The organism is Thalassospira sp. HJ (assembly GCF_000948415.1).
Classification (GTDB): domain Bacteria; phylum Pseudomonadota; class Alphaproteobacteria; order Rhodospirillales; family Thalassospiraceae; genus Thalassospira.
This window is the reverse complement of sequence record NZ_JYII01000006.1, coordinates 337799-360363: the sequence shown is the minus strand read 5'-3', so window position 1 is coordinate 360363 and position 22565 is coordinate 337799. Positions and strand designations below refer to the sequence as shown.

The 22565-nt window shown below is 56.4% G+C and carries 19 protein-coding genes; 9 read left to right on the top strand and 10 right to left on the bottom strand.

The window, feature by feature from the left end; all coding sequences use genetic code 11:
- Position 1: 1 nt before the first annotated feature.
- The 4 genes from UF64_RS03605 to UF64_RS03590 all read left to right on the top strand — a co-directional run bounded on the left by UF64_RS03605 (position 2) and on the right by UF64_RS03590 (position 6513).
- Positions 2 to 3193 (top strand): efflux RND transporter permease subunit, encoded by a 3192-nt coding sequence (locus UF64_RS03605; RefSeq protein WP_044827225.1) that lies wholly within the window; start codon positions 2 to 4, stop codon positions 3191 to 3193.
- Between the two features lies 1 nt (position 3194).
- Positions 3195 to 4646, top strand: coding sequence for an efflux transporter outer membrane subunit (locus UF64_RS03600; protein WP_044827332.1), 1452 nt, complete (start codon positions 3195 to 3197; stop codon positions 4644 to 4646).
- A gap of 95 nt (positions 4647 to 4741) precedes the next feature.
- Entirely contained in the window at positions 4742 to 5353 is a 612-nt protein-coding gene (locus UF64_RS03595) for an alpha-ketoglutarate-dependent dioxygenase AlkB (RefSeq protein ID WP_044827224.1), read from the top strand.
- A 116-nt stretch (positions 5354 to 5469) separates the two neighbouring features.
- On the top strand, positions 5470 to 6513 hold the full coding sequence (locus UF64_RS03590) for a LacI family DNA-binding transcriptional regulator (RefSeq protein ID WP_044827223.1): 1044 nt from the start codon (positions 5470 to 5472) through the stop codon (positions 6511 to 6513).
- Here the strand turns inward: UF64_RS03590 and UF64_RS03585 are convergent.
- Positions 6505 to 7089 (bottom strand): DNA-3-methyladenine glycosylase I, encoded by a 585-nt coding sequence (locus UF64_RS03585; protein ID WP_044827222.1) that lies wholly within the window; start codon positions 7087 to 7089, stop codon positions 6505 to 6507. The genes UF64_RS03590 and UF64_RS03585 overlap by 9 nt on opposite strands.
- 289 nt (positions 7090 to 7378) lie before the next feature.
- Between UF64_RS03585 and UF64_RS03580 the strand changes: the two genes are divergently transcribed.
- The 3 genes from UF64_RS03580 to folD all read left to right on the top strand — a co-directional run bounded on the left by UF64_RS03580 (position 7379) and on the right by folD (position 9206).
- Positions 7379 to 7675, top strand: a complete 297-nt coding sequence (locus UF64_RS03580) for a YggT family protein (RefSeq protein ID WP_044827221.1) — start codon at positions 7379 to 7381, stop codon at positions 7673 to 7675.
- A gap of 302 nt (positions 7676 to 7977) precedes the next feature.
- A complete protein-coding gene (locus UF64_RS03575; protein ID WP_044827220.1) occupies positions 7978 to 8310 on the top strand; it encodes a DUF167 family protein in 333 nt (110 codons plus the stop codon).
- Entirely contained in the window at positions 8307 to 9206 is a 900-nt protein-coding gene (gene folD / locus UF64_RS03570) for a bifunctional methylenetetrahydrofolate dehydrogenase/methenyltetrahydrofolate cyclohydrolase FolD (protein ID WP_044827219.1), read from the top strand. The genes UF64_RS03575 and folD overlap by 4 nt, the downstream gene beginning before the upstream one ends.
- 62 nt (positions 9207 to 9268) lie before the next feature.
- Here folD and UF64_RS03565 read toward each other — a convergent pair whose 3' ends face one another.
- The gene (locus UF64_RS03565; RefSeq protein WP_152630594.1) at positions 9269 to 10153 is read right to left on the bottom strand and encodes a DMT family transporter; all 885 of its coding nucleotides are present in this window, start codon (positions 10151 to 10153) and stop codon (positions 9269 to 9271) included.
- A 69-nt stretch (positions 10154 to 10222) separates the two neighbouring features.
- Between UF64_RS03565 and UF64_RS03560 the strand changes: the two genes are divergently transcribed.
- A complete protein-coding gene (locus UF64_RS03560; RefSeq protein ID WP_152630593.1) occupies positions 10223 to 11209 on the top strand; it encodes a LysR substrate-binding domain-containing protein in 987 nt (328 codons plus the stop codon).
- On the opposite strand, the gene UF64_RS03555 is transcribed toward UF64_RS03560, so the two are convergent.
- Complete coding sequence (locus UF64_RS03555; protein ID WP_044827216.1) at positions 11189 to 13219, bottom strand: SLC13 family permease; 2031 nt, start codon at positions 13217 to 13219, stop codon at positions 11189 to 11191. The two genes, UF64_RS03560 and UF64_RS03555, sit on opposite strands and share 21 nt — an antisense overlap.
- A gap of 175 nt (positions 13220 to 13394) precedes the next feature.
- Here UF64_RS03555 and UF64_RS03550 point away from each other — a divergent pair, with 175 nt between their 5' ends.
- On the top strand, positions 13395 to 14633 hold the full coding sequence (locus tag UF64_RS03550) for a winged helix-turn-helix domain-containing protein (RefSeq protein WP_052657438.1): 1239 nt from the start codon (positions 13395 to 13397) through the stop codon (positions 14631 to 14633).
- A 97-nt stretch (positions 14634 to 14730) separates the two neighbouring features.
- Here the strand turns inward: UF64_RS03550 and UF64_RS03545 are convergent, their stop codons facing one another.
- From UF64_RS03545 to UF64_RS03515, 7 genes are all read right to left on the bottom strand, one after another.
- Positions 14731 to 15501, bottom strand: a complete 771-nt coding sequence (locus UF64_RS03545; protein WP_044827215.1) for an SDR family NAD(P)-dependent oxidoreductase — start codon at positions 15499 to 15501, stop codon at positions 14731 to 14733.
- A 78-nt stretch (positions 15502 to 15579) separates the two neighbouring features.
- Positions 15580 to 16587 carry an ABC transporter ATP-binding protein gene (locus UF64_RS03540; RefSeq protein ID WP_044827214.1) on the bottom strand — a complete coding sequence of 336 codons (1008 nt, stop codon included), beginning with the start codon at positions 16585 to 16587 and terminating at the stop codon, positions 15580 to 15582.
- 38 nt (positions 16588 to 16625) lie between these two features.
- A complete protein-coding gene (locus UF64_RS03535) occupies positions 16626 to 17456 on the bottom strand; it encodes a carbohydrate ABC transporter permease (protein ID WP_044827213.1) in 831 nt (276 codons plus the stop codon).
- A 10-nt stretch (positions 17457 to 17466) separates the two neighbouring features.
- Positions 17467 to 18339 (bottom strand): carbohydrate ABC transporter permease, encoded by an 873-nt coding sequence (locus tag UF64_RS03530; protein ID WP_044827212.1) that lies wholly within the window; start codon positions 18337 to 18339, stop codon positions 17467 to 17469.
- Between the two features lie 149 nt (positions 18340 to 18488).
- The gene (locus UF64_RS03525; RefSeq protein WP_044827211.1) at positions 18489 to 19799 is read right to left on the bottom strand and encodes a sugar ABC transporter substrate-binding protein; all 1311 of its coding nucleotides are present in this window, start codon (positions 19797 to 19799) and stop codon (positions 18489 to 18491) included.
- A 197-nt stretch (positions 19800 to 19996) separates the two neighbouring features.
- Complete coding sequence (locus UF64_RS03520) at positions 19997 to 20947, bottom strand: sugar-binding transcriptional regulator (RefSeq protein WP_044827210.1); 951 nt, start codon at positions 20945 to 20947, stop codon at positions 19997 to 19999.
- A 192-nt stretch (positions 20948 to 21139) separates the two neighbouring features.
- On the bottom strand, positions 21140 to 22162 hold the full coding sequence (locus UF64_RS03515) for an aspartate-semialdehyde dehydrogenase (RefSeq protein ID WP_044827209.1): 1023 nt from the start codon (positions 22160 to 22162) through the stop codon (positions 21140 to 21142).
- Between the last annotated feature and the right edge of the window lie 403 nt (positions 22163 to 22565).

The window sequence follows — 22565 nt, the reverse complement described above, 5'->3', positions numbered from 1 at the left end:
CATGACGACGGGAACCGACAATCACGATCACAACGACCTTGCATCGCTCAGTATCCGCCGCCCTGTTCTGATCAGTGTGGTTTCCATGCTGATCATTCTGGCAGGTCTCGCCGCCATGCTGGGTGTGGAAATTCGCGAACTGCCCAACGTTGATCGCCCGACGATTACGGTGACGGCCGACTATGACGGGGCATCGCCCGAAACCGTTGATGCCGAAGTCACAGGCATCATCGAAAGCGCGGCATCACGTGTGAGCGGCATCAAGGAAATCAGCTCGCAAAGCGAAGAGGCCAATGCCCGCATCCGCATCGAATTCTATCCCGATGTTGAAATCAACGACGCCGCAAGCGACATCCGCGAAGCCATCAGCCGTGCTGATCGCAGTCTGCCCGACGGGGTTGAGAACGTGCAGGTGGTCAAGGCCGATGCCGATGCCAGTGCGATCATGCGCATTGCCGTCGTCAGCAATCGCCTGACCGAGGAAGAACTCGCCAATATCGTCGAAGACCAGATCAGCCCGGCCTTGTTGTCCGTGCCCGGTGTGGCCGAAGTCACCGTCAACGGGGATCGCGAACGCGTTTTGCATGTGCGCGTCGATCCGCTGCGCATGGCAAGTTACGGTCTTTCGGTTCAGGATGTGGCCGATCTGCTGCGTACCGCCCAATTCGATATTCCGGCCGGCAGTTTTGAATCCTCCGATCAGAAGCTTTTTGTCCGTGCTGATGCGTCGGTCTGGGAAGTCGACAAGCTTAATCAGATGCTGGTGCGTGACAGCGTTCTTCTGGGCGATGTCGCCGATATCTATTACGGGCCGGATGATGCGTCTTCCTATGTGCGCCTGAATGGCCGCACGGTGATCGGGCTTTCGATTACTCGTCAGGCACAATCAAATACCATCGCCATTTCGACCGGTGTGCGCGACGTTGTTGAACGATTGAACGCGCAATATGACGATCTTGATGTCTTCGTGAACTCCGATGATGCGGTCTTTATCGAAGGCGCGCTGTGGGAAGTGATCTATAGCCTCGGCCTTGCCGTGGTCATTGTGATCGGGGTGCTTTACCTGTTCCTTCGCTCCTTTACCGCGACGCTGATCCCGACCATCACCATTCCGATTGCCCTGATCGGTACGGTGGCCGCCATCTGGGCGATGGGCTTTTCGATCAACATCCTGACCCTTCTGGCACTTGTTCTGGCGACGGGCATGATTGTTGATGACGCGATTGTCGTTCTGGAAAACATTCAGCGCCGCCGCCATCAGGGGCTTGGCTCCATGGCCGCGGCGGTTCTTGGAACCCGTCAGGTGTTCTTTGCGGTGATCGCGACCACGCTGACGCTGATTTCGGTGTTCGTGCCGATTTCCTTCCTGCCCAGCACGGCGGGCCGCCTGTTCCGTGAATTCGGTTTCGTGCTGGCCTTTGCGGTGGCGGTGTCGTCCTTTGTCGCGCTGTCGCTTTGCCCGATGCTGGCATCGCGGCTTAAACATATCGATCCGCATGACGGCAAGACCGATGATGCGCCCAATATGCTGGAACGTGTCGGCTTCTTCTGTGCCGGGATTTATCGCCGCATTCTCGAAGCTGCCCTTGGCAGTCCGGTCATCACCGTGATGATCTGTATCGTATCGGGTGGCCTTGCCTTTGGCGTCTATACCAGTGTCACGCAGGAACTCCTGCCCGATGAAGATCGCGGGCGTATTCTTGTTTCCATGCGCGGGCCGGATGGTGTTGGCATTGATTATATGGACCGCCAGGTCGAGACAGTGGAAAACATCCTGCGTCCGGTGGTCGAGGCGGGCGATGCCTATAACATCTACACAATTGTCGGCCTGTGGGATCCGAACCGCGCGCTTGTGATTGCACCGCTCAAACCATGGGAAGAACGCAGTCGCTCCCAACAGGAAATTACCGATTCAATTCGCGGCGATCTGAATGCGCTGCCGGGTGTACAGGCCTATGTCTGGCAGCCCAACAGTCTGGGCTTGCGCGGTGGCACCGGCGAGGGACTTGAATTTGCCCTGACCGGGACGAGCTATCGCACCCTTGCTGATAACGCGCGCGCCATGCAGCAGGAGATCGAGGCAAACTATCCCGGTTTGACCGGCCTTCGGGTGTCCTATCAGACCACCCAGCCACAGCTTCTGGTCAATATTGACCGCAAGCGCGCCTTTGATCTCGGCATCCCGATCGAGGAACTTGATACCACGCTGCGCGCGATGATCGAGGGCTATGAAGTCACCGAAATCAATGTCGATGACCAGAACGTGCCGATCAAACTGCGCAGTGCGCTCGGCAGCATCAATGACCCGTCAGACCTTGAAAACCTGTTTGTCACCGGCACCAATGGTCGCGTTTTGCCGCTGTCTTCCGTGATTACGCTCAGCGAGGAAGCTGTCGCCTCCGAACTTGAACGCGAAGGCCAGCAACGCGCTGTCACCATCTCGGCCAACCTCGCACCGGGCTATACCCTTGCCGAGGCGGTCGAAGATGTGAACGCAGTCGGTGATCAGTTGCTACCACCCGGTGTCGGTATCCTGTTCCTGGGTAATGCGGCGGCCCTTGGTGAAACCGCCAATGATGTGCAGATCACCTTCCTGATTGCGGTTCTTGTCGTGCTGCTGGTTCTGGCCGCCCAGTTCGAAAGCTTTACCTCTGCCCTTGTTGTGGTGCTGACCGTGCCGTTCGGTCTGGCCGCGGCCATCTATGCGCTGGCCCTTAGTGGCACCTCGATCAATATCTATAGCCAGATCGGGTTGGTGATGTTGGTCGGATTGATGGCCAAGAACGGTATTCTGGTTGTCGAATTCGCCGATCAGCTGCGTGATGCCGGCAAGTCGGTCCGCGAAGCAGTGCATGATGCCGCCATGGTCCGTCTGCGCCCGATCATGATGACCATGATCTCGACCGTGCTGGGGGGCTTGCCGCTCGTACTTGGTTCGGGTGCCGGGGCCGAAGCCCGCGCAGCAATTGGTTGGGTCGTGTTTGGCGGTCTTGGCTTTGCCACGGTCTTTACCTTGTTCCTGACCCCGGTGCTCTATCTGTTGCTGGCCCCGCTGGTTTCGGCCCGTGCCGATGGCGGCAAGAAATTGCAAAGCCAGTTGCGCGCCGCAGAAGCGATTCCCGATCACGGCGAGGCGGCATCACATGTGACGAATGAACCCGGAAGTGGCGGCCTTCAAGGAAGTGCGAAATAATATGAATAATCCTCACATTTCTGCTGTTTCGGGACTTGCCCTGTTACTCGCACTGGCCGGATGCCAGTCGGTCGGGCCGGATTACACCGCACCGAATTTTGATCTGGTCGGGGCCTATACCCCGGAAATCCCGGTGATTGCTGCCAATCAGACCGAACAGGGCCGCTGGTGGGAAAGCACCACCGATCCGGTTTTAAATGGTCTGATTAATGAAGGGGTCGAAAACAATCTCGACCTTCAGATCGCGGTCAGTCGCATTCGCGCTGCTGCGGCAACCGCGCGCGGCGTTACCGGGGCCAATGGGCCGCAGGTTGGCGCATCGGTTGATGGCTCTGCCAGCCGGTCGACATCAAGCCGCGCCAGCGGTGATCAGGTCACTGATATGGGCTATGGCACAGGTATCGATTTCTCATGGACCGCCGATATCTGGGGCGGGCAAACCCGCGAGGAAGAAGTCGCCGAGGCTGATTATCTGCAGCAGGTCTATCTACGCGAAGATGTCTATCGCACCATGATTGCCGACATCATCGGAAACTATATCGAACTGCGCGGTGCACAGCGCCGTCTGGCACTTTTGCAGGACTCACTTGATCTGCAACGCCAGACCAGCAACATCGTGCAGGTCCGCTTACAGACCGGTCTTGGCTCCGAACTGGATCTGTCGCGCGCCCGGGCCGAGGTCGCCGATCTTGAGGCCACCGTACCGATCCTGCAAACCACCATTGATCGGTCGATAAATGCGATCTCCATTCTGGTTGGCGCACAGCCGGGCACCCATCGCGAGCTGTTGCTGGATGCATCACCCCTTCCGGAATTTCAAAGCAGCCCGCCAATTGGCATCCCGGCTGATTTGCTGCGCCGTCGCCCGGACGTACGCGCCGCCGAACTGGCCCTGATTTCCGCGACCTCGCAAATCGGGGTGGAAACTGCAACGCTTTATCCGGAACTGTCGCTTGATGGTTCACTCGCCCTTGGTGTGACCGGTTATGGCACTGGTCCGATTGTCCGCACCGCCATGGCCGCCATAGGCGCGCTGATTGATGCCACCCTTTATGACGGTGGGGAACGCCGCGCGAATATCTCTGTTGCCGAGGAAGAGGCAGAGCAAGCCTTCCTCACCTATCGCCAGACGCTTCTGACCGCGATCGAGGAAGTCGAAAGCGCGATTTACGGCTATGTCGGGGCGGTGGCCCAACGTGATTCCCTGATCGCATCAGTGCAATATCACCGTGACGCGTTTGAGCAGTCGCGGGTGCGTTATGTGCAGGGCCTGTCGGACTTCCTTGATGTGCTTGATTCCCAGCGCAGCCTGACCGCTTCGCTGCAATCTCTTGCCGATTCCGAAACCGATCTCGAGCTTGAAACCATCAATCTCTATAGCGCTGCGGGCCTCAGTGTCGAGGACGTCGAACGCTATGCCAGTGAGGCGGGTGTCACGCTGGTGAACGGCTAGAAGCTGTTGCAAAAACGCATATATCAGCGAACTGTGGCTTGAGTTTCAGCAAGGAACATCCTAGGTCTTTGGCAATCTGAATTCCGGGGAAAATTATGACCGGCGATCTGTTTGCCAACGAACCACCACGCAACCTTTTGCCCTTTGATGGCGAAGTGCTGTTGCTGCGTGACATCATGGCTGATGATGAGGCCGACAAGACCTTTGCCCGGCTTCAAAGCAACATCGTCTGGCAACAGGAAACCGCCAAAATCCATGGCAAGGAAATCGCGGTCCCGCGCCTGACCGCCTGGTATGGCGAAGTCGCCTATCGCTATAGCGGCGTCTATCACCCGGCAAGCCCGTTTCCCCGCATCGTTGCGCCCTTGCGCACACTGGCTGAAGACCTTGCCGGTGCGGCGTTTAATACTGTCTTGCTCAACCAGTATCGTGACGGGCGCGACAGTGTGTCATGGCATGCCGATGACGAGGAAGTTCTCGGAGAAAACCCGGTGATCGCCAGCCTGACCTTCGGGCAGGAACGCCGGTTTCATTTGCGGCACAAGAAAACCGGCGATCGCATCAGCGTCGATCTGCCCCATAACTCGGCACTGATCATGTCGGGCGCGACACAGCATTGCTGGGTCCATCAATTGCCCAAAACCGCCCGGCAAGTCGGCCCGCGTATCAACCTGACCTTTCGCAATACCCGGCCTGAGTCCCGCTAGGACTTTCAGGAGGCTGTTGAAAACTTTGGTCACTGATCTCTGGTCGTGGGGCCCTGCTTCTGGCTATAGTGTCGCCAATTCAAACGGGTAATGACGGTTTCGGGGATCAGGCAGGCATGGCAAAACGCGTAAAACTTCTCGATGTCGCCAAGGCGGCCGGGGTTTCGCAGGGCACGGCCTCCAACGCCTTTGGCAAGCCTGATCTTGTCCGCCCGGAAGTGCGCGAACGTATCTTTGAAGCTGCGCGCGAACTTGGTTATCGTGGCCCGCATGTCATGGCGCGCATGCTGCGCACAGGCAAGGCCGGGGCGCTCGGCGTCGTTTTCCCGGATAATCTTGAATATGCCTTTAGCGATCCGGTGGCGATTGAATTGCTGCGCGGGATCGGTCGCGAATGCGCGCGCCATGGTGTCAATGTCATGATCATCTCGGCCGAAAACCCCGAACAGGCGATCACGGCCGTCAATAATGCCGCCGTCGATGCGTTTCTGGTGCATTGCTATTCCGATAATAACGACATCATCAAAGCCATCCAGCGCCGCAATCAACCGCTGATCAGCATCGATACCGACATTGCCGGGGCGGCAGGCACGGTGGTGCTTGATGACTTTTCAGCCGCCAAAAATGCCGCGCAGCATTTGCTCGATTGCGGTGCTTCGAAATTCGCCATCCTGTCGCTGCAGGCAACCGAACATGATCATTTCGGCCCGATGAGCCCCAACCGTCTGGGCGCTGCCAGCCACCGGGTGGTGCGCGAACGTTTGGGCGGTTATCACGCTGCCCTTGAGGCCGCCGGGATAGCCGCAAGTGATGTTGTCCATATCGAATGCGACAACCAGTCCGATCACAGTGCCAAAATGACGACAGAGCTTCTTGCAGACCATCCCGACGTCAACGGCATTCTCGCCATGTCGGATGTGATCGCTATCGGCGCTATCGACGCCGCACGCGCCATCGGCCGCAAGGTGCCGGGTGACCTCAAAATCATTGGCATTGATGGCATCCCAGCCGGCGAACGCACCGACCCGCCACTCACCACCATGCATCAGGATTCCGTCGAAAAGGGGCGGTTGGCGGCCGAAATGGCCCTGTCAGAAGAACCGGGCAAGACCATCACGCTTGAAACCAGCCTGTTGCTGCGCGGTTCGACCTCAGCTTAGCGCTTCGTAGCGGTAACAGTCGGTGGTGTGGTCCATAACGATGCCAGTGGCCTGAAGGAAGGAATAGACGATCGTGGTGCCGACAAACTTCATGCCGCGTTTTTTCAGATCCTTGGAAATCTTGTCACTCAGTTCGGTCGAGACCGGTACGTCGGACATGCTTTTCCAGTGATTGATTACCGGCATTCCTCCTACAAATGACCAGATGTAGGAATCGAAGCTTCCGAACTCTTTTTGGATCGCTATGAATGTTTGCGCATTTTGAATAGACGCCGCGACTTTTAATTTATTTCGAATAATCCCGGGATCAGCCAGAAGGGCTTCCTGCTTCGCCGCGTCATAGGCCGCGACCTTGTTCACATCGAAATTATCGTAAGCCGCGCGATAGGTATCCCGCCGGGCCAGAATGGTCAGCCAACTCAGCCCCGCCTGCGCACCCTCAAGGATCAGCATTTCAAAGAAATGCCGGTCATCATGCACCGGAACACCCCACTCGCTGTCGTGATAGTCGACATAAAACGGTTTGTCGGCATGGCTCAGGGCCCAGCCGCAGCGCGAGTGATCGGTATTCGACATGATAGCTCCTCCTTCAATGCCCGCATTCTGGCGTTGAAGCGGGCCTGTATACAAGGCGTAATCGGGACGGGACTGACATCTCCTGACAGTTTCTGGCAGGGCGTTAAGGGCCTGCGATTTTCGCGCCTTTGGTGAGCATGATCACAAAGCGATGAAAACTTGGCGCCAATTGCACCAAAATCAACGCTGTGTGCTTGCGTTGGCGGCCATTGCCGACTAGGTTTTGCTGCGTGCAAACATCTTTCCGGGCCCAAAACGTCCATGTGCCCGGCGATTGTAAGGAGCGGCGATGCTGGCGATTTTCTGGCTGATTGACACTGTGGTGGGTATCTACATTTTCATGCTGATTGCATCTGCAATCCTGTCATGGCTTGTGGCGTTCAACGTGATCAACACCAACAACCGGTTCGTCTATATGGTCGGTGATTTCCTCTATCGTGTCACCGAACCGGCATTGCGCCCGATCCGGCGGATCATGCCCGATCTTGGCGGCATTGATATCTCGCCAATCATCCTGATTTTGGTCCTGCAATTTGCCAACATGCTGATCCAGACCGATGTCCGGATGGCACTTGTCGGGTTTTAGGGTCAGCGCCTGCTAATTTGATTTGAATGGCAGACGTTATATTTGCGAAATACAAGGAAAAGCCCGCTGAGCGGGTTGGTATCCCGCACAAGGGATTTGACGCGGGAGTTTGCAAATATAACGTCTGTCCTTAGGATTAAACGGATTTGCACGGACTACTTTGTCGCAAAACCTTGAAAGATGCATATCTTCCTGCGGCTTTGCTCCGCGTATCCGCACAAATCTGTTTAACCATTGAAACCAAATTAGTAGGCCCTGACCCTAATGTCTCATTTCACCTATTAAATTGTCTCATTTAGACAATGTCTGATCCCGCGCCCGTGTTACGGTCCGAGCCATCAGGGGTTCGACTGTTCGTTCGGTTGACGCCAAAGGCATCACGCAACGCGATTGGTGATGTCATGGTAGATGCCAACGGGCAGGAGCAGCTAAAGGTGTCGGTGACGGCCGTGCCCGAAAACGGCAAGGCCAATCAGGCGCTGATAAAACTTTTGGCAAAAGCGGCCAAATGTCCTAAATCGTTGGTCAGGATTGTTTCCGGGCAAACTGATCGCACCAAAACGCTGCTGATCGACGGAAATCCCGAAGAGCTGATGGCGAAAATATCCCAACTCACGGGGCGGACAGACATATGAGTGACGCGAAAATCATCGACGGCAAGGCATTCGCAGCCAACCTGCGCACCGATATCACAGCCGAAGTATCAAAGCTTAAATCCGAACATGGCGTAACACCGGGTCTGGCGGTCATTCTGGTTGGCGAAGATCCGGCAAGCCAGGTCTATGTGCGCAACAAGGGCAAGCAGACCCTTGAATGCGGCATGAATTCCTATGAGCACAAGCTGCCGGCTGAAACCAGCGAGGCTGATCTGCTGGCGCTGATCGCCAAGCTCAATGCCGATGAAAACGTGCATGGCATTCTCTGCCAGCTTCCCGTGCCCAAGCATATCAACGAACAAGCCATTCTAGCCGCCATCGACCCGGCCAAGGATGTCGACGGCTTCCATGTTGTCAATGCCGGCGCCCTGGCGACAGGCGGCGAGGGCTTTGCCCCCTGCACGCCGTATGGCTGCCTGATGTTGCTCAAGGATACCCTTGGGGATCTGTCGGGCAAACGCGCCGTCGTGGTCGGGCGTTCAAACATCGTTGGCAAGCCGATGGCGCAGCTGCTGCTGAAAGAAAGCTGCACGGTCACCATCGCGCATTCGCGTACCCGCGACCTTCCCGAAGAAGTCCGCCGTGCCGATATCGTCGTTGCCGCAGTTGGTCGCCCGAACATGATCAAGGGTGACTGGATCGCCCCGGGTGCCACCGTGATCGACGTCGGCATCAACCGTATCGATGGCGAAAACGGCAAAACCAAACTGGTCGGCGATGTCGAGTTCGAAACCGCGTCCAAAGTTGCCGGCGCCATCACCCCGGTCCCGGGCGGTGTCGGCCCGATGACCATTGCCTGCCTGCTCAACAACACCCTGATCTCGGCCTGCCGTGCCAACGGCGTTGCGGTGCCGAACCTTGGTTTTGATAGCTAAGCCGTACGACCATATCGAAATGCGAAGGGCAGCCAATGGCTGCCCTTTTTGTTTTGCCAGCCTTATTTGGCGGTCTTGCCTGCATTTAGCCGTTTCCGCGCAGAGGGACGTTCGACAATAACCAGCGCAACACCTGCGATGATGATGGCGCCGCCTATCAAAGATATTTGGGTTAGGCTTTCATCGAGCCATAGAACCCCGCCAAAGATTGTCGTGACAGGCACCAGTAGCAAAAACGGACTGACAAACGCCACCGGATATTTCCCGATCAGGTGGTACCAGATACCAACGCCGCCGACTGTCATGGCCGTGCCGAGATAGATCACCGTCATCCAGACCGCTGGCGTGGCATTCAGGATCAAGCCGATCTGATCGTCTTCGAGAAGTGCGGAAATCAAGAGCAGCTGAGGAAACGCAAAAGCCGAAATCCATGCCAGATTCCGCAAGCCGCCGGTTTCCCCAAGTTTGCGAATTTTAATCTGTCCGACCGCCCATGTCAGGATGCTGCCCAGCACCCATGCAACAGCGGCTATGTTGCTCCGAATGTGTGGGTCGCCAGCGATCAAAACGATGCCCGCAAAAGCGATCATGGTGCCGATGGCTTTCTTATATCCGGGCATTTCACCAAGCATGAGGGCGCCGAGCATAATCAAAATCGGTGCTTCAAGTTGAACTAGAAGAATGGTTGTCGACGCATCAAGGTCCTTTAGACCGATATAAATCATGGCATAGGGGACCGTAATGGCCAGAGCGGAAATGAGCATGATATTGCGCATCTGGCCGAATGGCGGTTTGACAAACCAGATCAACACGATGGCTGCGACACCAAAGCGAAATGCTGCCAAGAGGATGGGCGGGAAATGGTCGAGTGCGGCCTTGGCCAAAACCCAGCCCATGCCGAAGATGATCGACATCAGGGCTGCCAGAAGCAGATGTTTAGGTTTCACGTTTAAGTTCAATTAAGTTGTGATTGTTCAGGTTTGGACGTTGTGATCCAATATTCCTGAAGGAATTTGGTGAAATCCAATCATTTGAAATTTGCAATGAAGTCAGAAAAACTAAATTCTGAAATATCCGGGTGGTTGCCATCCCTTAAATCCATCCGCGCGTTAGAAACCGTGGCAAGACACGGAAGCTTCCAGCAGGCCGCAGAGGAACTGGGGGTTAGTCCTGCGGCCGTTCATCAGTTGGTGCGCGGTCTTGAAGATGTGATTGGGCAGGACCTTGTCATTCGCGATGGTCGCAACGTGGCTATTACACGAGCAGCCGAGGCCGGTTTGGTCGAGCTTCATGTCGCCTTTAGAAATCTCAGCGCTGGGGTGCGCAAAATTCGTGAATATGATGGACGGCGACAATTGAGAATTTCGGTCGATCCGTCTTTCGCACAGGCATGGCTTGTGGGGCGTCTTGGCCGCTTTCAGGCGGACAATCCCGAGATCGATATTCTTCTGGATTCAACAACGCGCTTTGCGGATGTGGCGCATGGTCATGCGGATGTCGCGTTGCGATACACAAAAGAAGTTCAAGGTGATCTGAAGGCGGTCAGGTTTTTCGAAGATGAAACCATTGCCGTTTGCAGCCCGTCATTGATCCCCGACAAGAAGCGTCCGCTTGATATCGCATCGATTGCCGAGTTTTCGCTGCTTCATTTTGACTGGACGCAATCGGCGCAAATTCAGCTCAGTTGGCAACGCTGGGTGAGCCTTGTCGGTGGGCCTGCCTTACCGCTGAGCGGTGGTGCGCGGTTTAATGATTATAATGCCGTCGTTCAGGCTGCGATTGCAGGGCAGGGGATCGCGCTGGTGGGGAGGCCACTGGTATATGAGGCCCTGAAATCAGGGATACTTGCCGAGCCTTTTGAGCACAGTTATCGCAATGGATATGGGTACTTCGCCATCAGAGCTTCTGGGGGAGAGAGCGGTGAAGACAGCTACGCCGAAAAGTTTGTTTCGTGGGTCGTTGAAGAAAGCGAGCGTGACAAACTAAAGCGGCCAAACCCATAGAAGTGTCGGCACCCCAACTGCCACCACAATGATCTCGATTGGTAGGCCGAGGCGCCAGTAGTCGCCGAAGCGGAAGCCGCCGGGGCCGAGGATGAGGGTGTTGTTCTGATGGCCGATGGGGGTCAGGAAGGCGCAGGAGGCGCCGATGGCGACCGCCATCAGGAACGGGTCGGAGCTGGCGTCGAGTTGGGCGGCACTGCCGATTGCAATCGGGCACATGACGGCGGCGGTGGCGGCATTGTTCATGAAATCGGAAAGCGTCATGGTGACGACGAGGATCAGGCCGACGGCGATCACCGCGTTACCTTGCGCGACAGATTCCAGCAGGAAGCGCGCGATCAGATCGGCACTGCCAGTGCTTTCCATGGCATTGGCGACCGGGATCAAAGCCGCAAGCAGGACGACGACGGGCCAATCGACCGCATCATAAAGGGTACGTGGCGAAACCACACCGGTCAGCAATGTCGCGAGTACACCCAGCGCAAACGCAATGGCGGCGGGCAGGATGCCAAAGGCGGCGAGTGCGATGGCAATCGCCATGATGCCGGTGGCCTTCAGCGCCTGGGTCTTGTCGCCAAGGTTCAGCGCCCGTTCGGCCAGCGGCACACAGCCCAGACGGTTGCCAAATTCATGAATGGCGGCGGGTGTGCCCTGCATCAGAAGCACGTCACCGGCGCGCATTTTCATGGTGCGCAGGCGGCTCATGGAGCGGTGGCCCTGACGGGAAATCGCAAGCAGGTTCACGCCATAGCGGCTGCGAATGCGGATATCGGCGGCCGATCGGCCAATGAAGGCAGCGTTTGGCAGCACCGCGACTTCGATCAGGGAAATGTCATCGGACTGGACGGGCTTTTTGTGCGGCTCGGCTTTTTTGTCGGTCTCGTTCTTGTCGTGTTCGTTGTCCTTGTTCGCACCGCCTTTAGCACTGTCTTTCGCACTGTCTTTCGCATCATCTTTTTGCGCAGCAATTTCCTTCTCAGCGGGTTTTGCCGCCTGTTGTGCCTTGGTCTTTGCCGGTTCTTCGGCGTCGTCTGATTGCTCGGCCTCTTTCTCGGCTTCTTTTTCCTCAAGCGCCTTTTGTTTTTCCGGCTCCTTGGCGGCTTCCTTGGCGCGGGCGTCGCGCCATTCGGCCTCCAAGGTAAGCTCAAGACTGCCAAGCGCGCTTGCCAATCCTTCAGGTTCGGCTTCGATCAGAAGGATGTCGTCCTGTTTGAGCTCGCGGTACGGACTTGGGGCCGGGATGCGGGTTTCGTTGCGGATCAGGCCAATGATCTGGGCGTCGGATTTTTCCAGCTCATCGTTGATATCGCGCAGCAACATGCCAATCGCCTTGCTGCCCTCGGTAATGCGGGCCTCGGTCAGGTAGGACCCGGTTTCAAAGCCTTCGGCCCCGGCGCGTTCGCGGGTTGGCACCAGAAACCGGCCGAACAGAATGACAAAGGCGAGCCCCGCCAGGGCAATGGCGATGCCAGCCGGACTGTAATCAAACATCGAAAATCCTGATCCGGTCGCCTCAGCCCGGAAGCCCGAAACGATCAGGTTGGGCGGCGTGCCGATCAATGTCGTCATGCCGCCAAGGATCGAGCCAAAGGCCAGCGGCATCAGGATTTTGCCCGGTGGCAGATCCTGTTTGTTGGCGACCTGAAGGGCGATGGGCATCAAAAGGGCCAATGCGCCGACATTGTTCATGAAGGCCGACAGGATCGCGGCCAGAAGACTAAGGGCGGCCATGGTGACAAACGGGCCGGCCGATTGCGGCAAGACGGTGCGTGACAATGTATCGACCGCACCGGACCTTTGCAGGGCAGATGACAGGATCAGGATGCAGGCGACCGTGATGACAGCCGGATGGCCAAAGCCGACAAAGGCTGCATCGGTTGGCACCAGCCCCAGAACGACACAGACCAGAAGGGACGCCATGGCGACCATGTCATGGCGCCAGCGACCCCACAAAAACAGCACAACTGTGCCAAGCAGTACGGCCAGAATCATGATCTGCGGGGTGGTCATTCGGGCTGTCCTGTTTGTTGGGGCGTCATTTGTAAAATGCTGTCTCGAGCCTATGAGCGTCGTTGTATGCGGTCAAGTTCGCGAGCACGGGGATACGCAAAATCATCCTGCCAGAATTGTCAGGAGCCTGTGTTAGCATGCATCTGTTTTTATTCGACATTCCAAGTGTGCCCCAATGCCAATTGACAGTGCCGCCATGCCATCACCCGTCGTTTCGATTTCCGCCAAACAGGCGCGCAACCTGGCCCTTGTCGGGCAGGGATTTGATGCCAATCCCGACCGTGATGTGACCAAGCGCCGGATTTTGAAAACTATCCGGGCGACCAACATGCTGCAGGTCGATAGTGTCAATGTTCTGACGCGCGCACATTACATGCCGATCTTTTCCCGGTTGGGGGTCTATGACCCGAAACTGCTTGATGAAATGGTCTGGGGGAATTCCCGGCAGCGCAAGCTGTTTGAATATTGGGGCCATGAAGCATCGATGATCCCGGTTGAGGATTATCATCTGTATCGCTGGCGGATGCGTGATGCCGAGCAGGGCATGGGAACCTGGGGCCGGATTGCGCGGGTTCAGCGCGAACAGCCTGATCTGATTGATAACATCCTGCGCCATATCGACCGCGAAGGGGCGGTTGCCGCGAGCTCACTCGAAACCGAGGACCGTAGTAGCGAGAAATGGTGGGGTTGGTCAAATACCAAAACCGCGATGGAATATCTGTTCTGGAGCGGTCAGGTCATGGCGCGCAAACGGCGCAACAGTTTTGAACGCGAATATGATTTGCCCCATCGCATTATCGGCGATGCGGCCCACGAACCCGACCGGGATCGGCAGGACGCAATGTGTGATCTGATCTGTCAGGGGATTGCCGCCATGGGGGTGGCTGCCGAGATTGATCTGCGCAAATATTTCCGCCTGCCAACCGATGAAACCAAGGCCTGTCTGGCCCGCCTTGTCGAAGAAGGCCGCTTGTTGCGGGCCGATGTCGAGGGCTGGAAACAGCCGGGCTATCTGTGCCCGAAGGTCAATCCAAGGTCACGCGCCAAGCCGACTTGTCTGATGGTGCCGTTTGATCCGGTGATGTGGGAACGCGACCGGGTCGAGCGGATATTCGGTTTTACCTATCGGATCGAGATTTATGTGCCCGCCGAGAAACGCGAATACGGCTATTACGTTTTGCCATTCATGCTAAATGGCGAGTTTGTTGCGCGTGTCGATTTGAAATCAGACCGGCAGGCCGGGGTGCTTCGGGTGCAAAGTGCGCATCTGGAAGAGCATGCCAAGGCCGGGGACGTCGCCGGGCCGCTAATGGAAAACCTTGTGCGTCTTTCGGTCTTCTTGGGACTGGACGGGGTCGAAGTGATGCCCGCCAACGATTTTTCCAAGTACCTTGCCAGTGTGGCGATAAGGTAAACGGGGCGCAGGTCCCACATCCGCGCCCCGTCTATCCGTCATCCTGGCTGACCACAAAAGCTTCAGGACATTGTGGTCATTATTGTTGCACCTGGCCTTACCAGCAGGTGTAACCCCCATCTGCCAGAACGATGGACCCGGTCATCAGGCTGGAAGCGTCAGATGCAAGGAACAGCACGACCGAACCGATTTCTTCGGTCAGACCCAGACGGGCCATCGGGGTGCCATTGATCCAGGCGTCATACATTTCCGGCTTGGATTTCACGAACTCATTAAGCGGGGTCGCGATGTAGGTCGGCGCAACCGCATTGACGCGCACACCACGTGCGCCCCATTCGGCCGCAAGCGATTTGGTCAGGTGATGAACCGCGGCCTTGGATGCGTTGTAATAGGCCTGTTCCTGCGGCTTGTTCACGATGAAGCCCGACATGGAGCCGACATTGACGATGACGCCGTTTTTCTTGGCCAGCATCTGCTTGCCGAATTCACGGCAGCACCAGAAGGTGCCGTTCAGGTTGACGTCAATGACATTGAGCCAATGTTCATCAGTCACGGTTTCAGCCGGCGTTTCGGAACGCGCAATGCCGGCATTGTTGACAAGGATGTCAACGCCGCCCTGCTTGGCCATCTTTTCGGCGCTGTCGCGGACCTGATCGGTGTTGGTGACATCCATGATGTCGATGTCTGCCGAATAGCCTTTGGATTTCAGGTAATCGCGGCCTTCTTCGGCAACGCCGTCACTGATGTCACCGATGATGACATGTGCGCCTGCTTCGGCAAGGGCTTCGCAGCAGGAAAGGCCGATGGCGCGACCGCCGCCGGTGACATAGGCCCGACGGCCGGTAAGGTCGAACTTTTTCAGGTACATTTTGGACTCACAATTAACTTGGTTGGTAAGACGGGACCGTAATGCGTGTGGGACATTGCGATCCGGTTCATGCACGTATCAGGAATTGCCCAAAGCCAGCCCGTGGGCGTCAAAGCGATGGATGCGATCCTGTTCCGGGGTCAGGAAAATTTTGTCATGTTCGCCCAGCGGAACTTCGCCGGTAGCGCGGACTGTCATCGGGCCATAACCGTCGGCCTCGACATGCAGATAGGTTTCTGCACCGAGATGCTCGGCGATTTTGACCGTTGCGGGGATTTCCCCGCTTTCCGTGCTAACGGCGACATGTTCCGGGCGAATGCCGATTTCGTGGCAGCTGTGTTTTTGTGCAAGCTCCCCGCCCAGGAAGTTCATTTTCGGTGACCCGATGAAGCCCGCGACAAACTTGTTTGCCGGGCTGTTATAAAGGTCCATCGGTTTGCCGACCTGCTCGACGCGGCCGGCCTGAAGAACCACAATCTTGTCGGCCATGGTCATGGCTTCGACCTGATCGTGGGTCACGTAGATCATGGTGGTTTTGAGTTCCTGATGCAGACCGGTGATTTCAAGCCGCATGTTCACACGAAGTGCCGCGTCAAGGTTGGAAAGCGGTTCGTCAAACAGGAAGGCTGCCGGATTGCGGACAATCGCACGGCCAATCGCGACACGCTGACGCTGACCACCTGAAAGCGCGCTTGGGCGGCGTTCGAGATAGTCGGTCAGGTTCAGAATCTTGGCCGCAGACTGGACTTTCTCTTCGATAACTTCCTTGCTTTCGCCCGCCATTTTCAGGCCGAAGGCAATGTTGTTATAGACCGTCATATGCGGATACAGCGCATAGGACTGAAAGACCATCGACAGGCCACGTTTGGCCGGGGCCTCGTTCGCGACATCGGTTCCGTTGATCAGGATTTTGCCGTCGGTGACGTCTTCGAGGCCTGCAATCAATCGCAGAAGCGTTGATTTGCCACAGCCCGACGGACCGACAAAGACAACGAACTCGCCGTCATTGATATCAAGATCGACACCGGGAATTACGTCCAGTGTGCCGAAGGTTTTCTTGACTTTCTCCAGTCGGATAGCACCCATTTTGGTGTTCCTTCTTCCAGATTTCTATCAGGCTGCGGTTACTTGACCGCGCCGAATGTCAGACCACGAACCAGCTGTTTCTGAGAGAACCAGCCAATCACGAGAATTGGAGCAACCGCGAGCGTCGATGCGGCTGAAAGCTTCGCCCAGAACAGGCCCTCGGGGCTTGAATAGGAGGCGATGAAAGCTGTCAGCGGAGCTGCATCAGACGTTGTCAGGTTGAGCGTCCAGAAGGCTTCGTTCCATGCCAGGATCACATTGAGCAGCATGGTCGATGCAATGCCCGGGACCGCCATGGGCAACAGCACAAAGATGATTTCCTTGGGCAGGGTTGCGCCATCCATGCGGGCCGCTTCGAGAATGTCGGTCGGGATTTCCTTGAAGTAGGTGTAGAGCATCCAGACCATGATCGGCAGGTTCATCAGGAACAGAACCATGATCAGACCAAAGCGGGTATCAAGCAGTCCCCAATCGCGGAACATCAGATAGATCGGGACCAGAACGCCGACCGGCGGCATCATCTTGGTCGAGAGCATCCAGAGCAGCGCATCCTTGGTTCGCTTGGTCGGATTAAACGCCATCGCCCAGGCACAGGTGACAGCAAAGACCAGACCGACCAGGGTTGAGCCAACCGCCAGGATCACCGAGTTCATGGCGAACTTGAAATAGTTCGAGCGTTCCTGAACCTCGGCATAGTTTTCAAGCGTCCAGTCAAAGGAGATGAAGCTCGGCGGGATGGAAACCGCTTCGAGTTCGCTCTTGAAGCTGGTCAGCACCATCCAGAAGATCGGGAAGAAGATCAGAAGACCCACAATCCACGCAAAGACCGAGAAGCTGACATAGCCAAGGGGTGTTTGTTTCTTTTCCATGTCGTGGCCCCTAATTATCCAGGTTCTTGCCGATAAGGCGGATCAGGAAGATCGCCACGATATTGGCAAGAATGACCGCAACAATGCCGCCGGCAGAAGCACCCCCCACATCGAACTGCAACAGCGCCTGCGTATAGACGAGGAAGGCGATGTTGGTCGTTGCCAGACCCGGGCCACCACCAGTGGTGACAAAGATTTCGGCAAATACGGTCAGCAGGAAGATGGTTTCGATCAGGACAACCACCGTGATCGCACGGCTGAGGTGCGGCAGGGTGATATAGAAGAAGATCGAGATCGGCCCGGCACCGTCCATCTGGGCGGCTTCTTTCTGATCGCGGTCAAGCGACTGCAGCGCGGTCAGAAGGATGAGCACAGCAAAGGGCAACCATTGCCAGGACACCATGATGATGATCGAGGTCAGCGGTGCATTGGTAAACCAGTCGATCGCGGGCAGGCCAAACAGGCTGGCGATCCAGGCAAACATGCCTGACACCGGATCCATCAAAAGGTTTTTCCAGACCAGAGCGTTCACGGTCGGCATGATGAAGAACGGCGCGATCACCAGCAGGCGCAGGATGCCGCGGCCAAAGATCGGCTGATCAAGCATCAGGCCCAGCAGAATGCCACCCACCACGGTGATGACCAGAACCGATCCGACCAGCAACAGGGTGTTGGCAAGGGACGCGAAGAACGCCGGATCTGTCAGGAAGAATTCGTAGTTAAGTGTTCCGATCCACTCTTCCATGCCCGGCGACAACAAGTTGTAGCGCAGGAAGGAGAAGTAAATCGTCATGCCCAGCGGGACGGCCATCCACAAGAACAGGACGATGATCGACGGTGCGGACATGATGCGCCCGGTAAGGGTCGAGGCCCGTGTCGACATGATGTGCTCCCCGAAATTAGTTTTCTATCCTTGCCCTTAAGGGAAAAAAAGGGCGGTGCGTTTTGCAACCACCACCCAAGTTTCTCTCAGGTTAAGGAGGTGCAGACCGGAATTCCAATCAGGTAAAGAATTCCGGTCTGGGAAGTGTATCAGTAGTAACCAGCCTTGCGCATGGTGCGGTCGGTGGAGGATTGTGCAGCCGACAGGGCCTGCTCAACACTCATCTGACCGGCAAGGGCTGCGGAGAACTGCTGACCAACCGTGGTGCCGATGCCCTGGAATTCAGGGATTGCAGCGAACTGAACGCCAACATACGGCTTCGGTTCCAGGGTCGAGTTGATCGGGTCTGCGCTGTCGATCGCCAGAAGGGTCTCGTCTGCGAACGGTGCCGCTTCGAGATATTTCGGGTTTTCATAAAGCGACATACGAGTGCCCGGCGGTACGTTTGCCCAGCCTTCCTTGGATGCTACCAGCTCGAGATATGCTTTCGAGGTCGCCCAGGAGATGAACTTCTGTGCGGCTTCTACTTTCTGCGAGCCCATCGGAATACCAAGGTTCCAAGCCCAGAGCCAGTTGGCACCGGTGCAGGTTACAGCGCACGGAGCTTCGGTGAAGCCGACCTTGTCTGCAACTTTGGATTCTTTCGGGTTGGTGACAAAGGATGCTGCAACAGTGGCATCAATCCACATGCCGCATTTACCCGAGTTGAACAGCGAAAGGTTTTCGTTAAAGCCGTTCGAAGTCGCGCCCGGAGGACCGTAGTTACCAAGGATGTTGGTATACATGTCGAGCGCATTTTTCCATGCGTCGCCATCAAAGGTCGGTTTCCATTCTTCGTCGAACCAGCGTGCGCCATAGGCGTTGCCCATGGTCGAGATCAGCGCCATGTTCTCACCCCAGCCGGCCTTGCCGCGCAGGCAGATGCCGTATACGCCTTCGTCAGGCTTGTGGAGTTTCTTGGCGATCTCAAGGGTCTGGTCCCAGGTCAGGCGACCGTTGATTTCAATACCGGCAGCTTCGAACAGGTCGGTGCGGTACATCATCATCGAGCTTTCGCCGTAGAACGGTGCAGCGTAAAGATTGCCATCGTTCGAAACAGCAGAACGGATCGCCGGCATCAGGTCATCGACGTCATAGTCGGAACCAAGATTATCAAGCGGTGCGAGCCAGCCTTTTTCCGCCCAGATCGGAACTTCGTAGGTGCCGATGGTCATCACGTCATACTGACCGCCCTTGGTGGCGATGTCGGTGGTGACGCGCTGACGCAGGGTGTTTTCCTCGAGCGTGACCCACTCAAGGGAAATGTCGGGGTTCTTGGAGGTGAAATCATCCGTCAGCTTCTGCATGCGGATCATGTCACCGTTGTTGACGGTTGCGATGGTCAGTTTTGTTTCGGCATTGGCGTGTGCGATACCGCCAGCCAGCAACGCACACAGCGCTGCTCCCATTACGCGTTTCATATTTCCTCCCAAAGGACTATTTACCCGCTGAGCAACTTAGGCTGCTCATGTTGATCATTTGTTCAGGTAATGAGCATTCACTCAATTTCAATATGTCTTGTCAAACAAAATCGTTTTTGCGGCGCACAAAGAAACGCCCCGGCAGCGGGGCTGTCGGGGCGTAAAGGTATTCGAACCATGTGCAAATTCGCCACGTGCTAGCGCAGCAAACTTTCGGCGGTGGCTTCATCGGTGATGAGAGTTGAAATCAGTTTACCGCGCATGGCGCCGCGAATCGCTGCGACCTTTTTTGCCCCCTTGGCGACCGCAATGGTGTTGGTCGCGGGCTGCAGCGCAGGCGCGCTGGTAACACAGTGGTTGACCGGATGATCAAGGATATTGCCATCCTGATCAAAGGACCAACTGATCACCTCGCCAATGCCGCCACTGTCACGCAGCGAGACGAGTTCGTCTTTTGATATAAAGCCATCAATGTGCAGCGGCGCGTCATCGCCGAGATGCCCGACGCCGATAAAGCGGATATCAGCCTCACGCGCAAGTTTGAGGATATTGTCCATCGGCGGCTGGTTTTGCATGCGTTCGCGCATTTGCGGATCAGCAATGATGACCGGGATCGGCAGCGGATAGTGCGGCGCGCGTGTGCGGTCGGCGAGGTCGGTGACGGCGTCATAAAAACTGGCCGCCCCGTCATGGGCGATGGTGCCAACCAGCGAGACGATCTTGTGATGGTGGGCATCAATACGCCCGATCTCATCGACCATGGCGCGCATGGCACGCCCCGTACCGAGTGCGATGATTTGCGGGTCGGTGGAATGCAGTGCGCGCTCCAGATAGTTGGCGGCGGCTTGGGCCATACCAAACATTGCATCGGGGGCGGCAGGATCGGTGGGCACCACATCGCAACTGGCGATGCCGTATGTTTCGCAGATCGCCTTGCCAAGTTCCATGCAATGGGCAATCGGGTGATCGAGGCGAACCTTTACCAGCCCTTCGCTGACCGCGGCTGATACCAGGCGCTGTGCCGTCGGGCGCGATACGCCAAGCTTGTGGGCGATTTCATCCTGCGTATTGCCAGCACTATAATAAAGCCAGCCAGCACGGGCTGCTTCATCCAGGCGGGCCGCTTCCTTACGCGTGCGTTTGACCATCCGATTCCCCAGATTTTTTTGATCCACCGTCGCAAGGACGCCGGATGTTTTTTGCTTTTGAAATGTCGTGTTCTTTTTCCCTAGCGCCTTTTGCTGCGTCTGACCAGCATCTTGCCGGGATACGGAACGACAAAACCCGCCCAATGATGGGCGGGTTCTGGTTTCAAATCGATGAAGGGATCAAATGATCGCTTATTTCTTCGGCAGGAAATCGGCGATGAGTTTTTCGGCGATCTGCACGGCGTTGAGTGCAGCACCCTTGCGCAGGTTGTCGCCAACGCACCACAGCGACAGGCCGTTTTCAACCGTCGGGTCCTTGCGCACGCGAGAGACAAAGACATTGTCTTCTCCCTGGACTTCCTGCGGGGTGACGTAGCCTTCGTCCTGACGGTAGTCGACGACCGAGACACCCGGAAAATCTTTCATTGCCTTGCGGGCGTCTTCAACCGTGATCGGTTTTTCGAACTCGATATTGACCGCTTCGCCGTGGCCGACAAAGACCGGAACGCGGACGCAGGTCGCGTGGACGGCGATTTCCGGCGCCAGGATCTTGCGGGTTTCGACCGTCATTTTCCATTCTTCGCGGGTCGCGCCATCATCCATGAAGCTGTCGATATGCGGGATGACGTTAAAGGCGATCTGCTTGGTGAATTCTTCTTTCTTGGGCGGGTCGTTCACATAGATGCCGCGCGTCTGGTTAAACAGCTCGTCCATGGCAGCACGACCAGCACCCGATACCGACTGATAGGTTGATACGACAATGCGCTTGATTTCGGCCATGTCATGAAGCGGCTTAAGGGCCAGCACCATCTGGATGGTCGAGCAGTTCGGGTTGGCGATGATGTTTTTCTTGCCGTAACCCGAAAGCGCTTCGGGGTTTACTTCGGGCACGACCAGCGGCACGCCCGGCTCCATGCGCCAGTAGCTGGAATTGTCGATCACGACACAGCCAGCGGCGGCTGCCTTCGGGGCGAGTTTCTTGGCGGTTTCGCCACCAGCGGAAAACAGCGCAATGTCGGCCTTGGAAAAATCAAAGGTCGCGGCATCCGACACCGACAGGTCGTCATCTTCGCCATAGGAAACCGTGCGGCCGATTGATTTCGACGAGGCCAGTGCAAAGATTTCGTCTGCCGGGAATTTGCGTTCGGCAAGGGTGTTGAGCATCTCGCGCCCGACATTTCCGGTCGCGCCGACAACGGCGATTTTATAGCCCATCAAGGTGCCTCTTTTCAGTCTGTCAGGCCGCGGCGATGCGCCTGCGTGTCTGTGAATAATGTCTGATAATCTGGGGCGACATGTAAGGGTTTCTGGGCGATTGCGCAAGCGTGTCGTTGGAAAGGCGATAATGATTACTACTTGAGATTGTTGAAAAATCTGGCAGAATTATTACAGGGGTTCTTGCATGGAACCTGAAATCAGAATCGTTTTGCATTTGCCAGGTTGATTTCTGACTTTCTGCCTGGCGGGCGTTGGCGCCACCAGTGCCACCACCTGACGACTTTTCCGGACGACCAGCCAAAACGTTCCTGATCAAAGGTTAGATGCAGATATGCAGCAGTGCTGCATATGGGGCGATCACTAATCGGACTTTTTATAAAAAGGACGGCCAATGACGTAC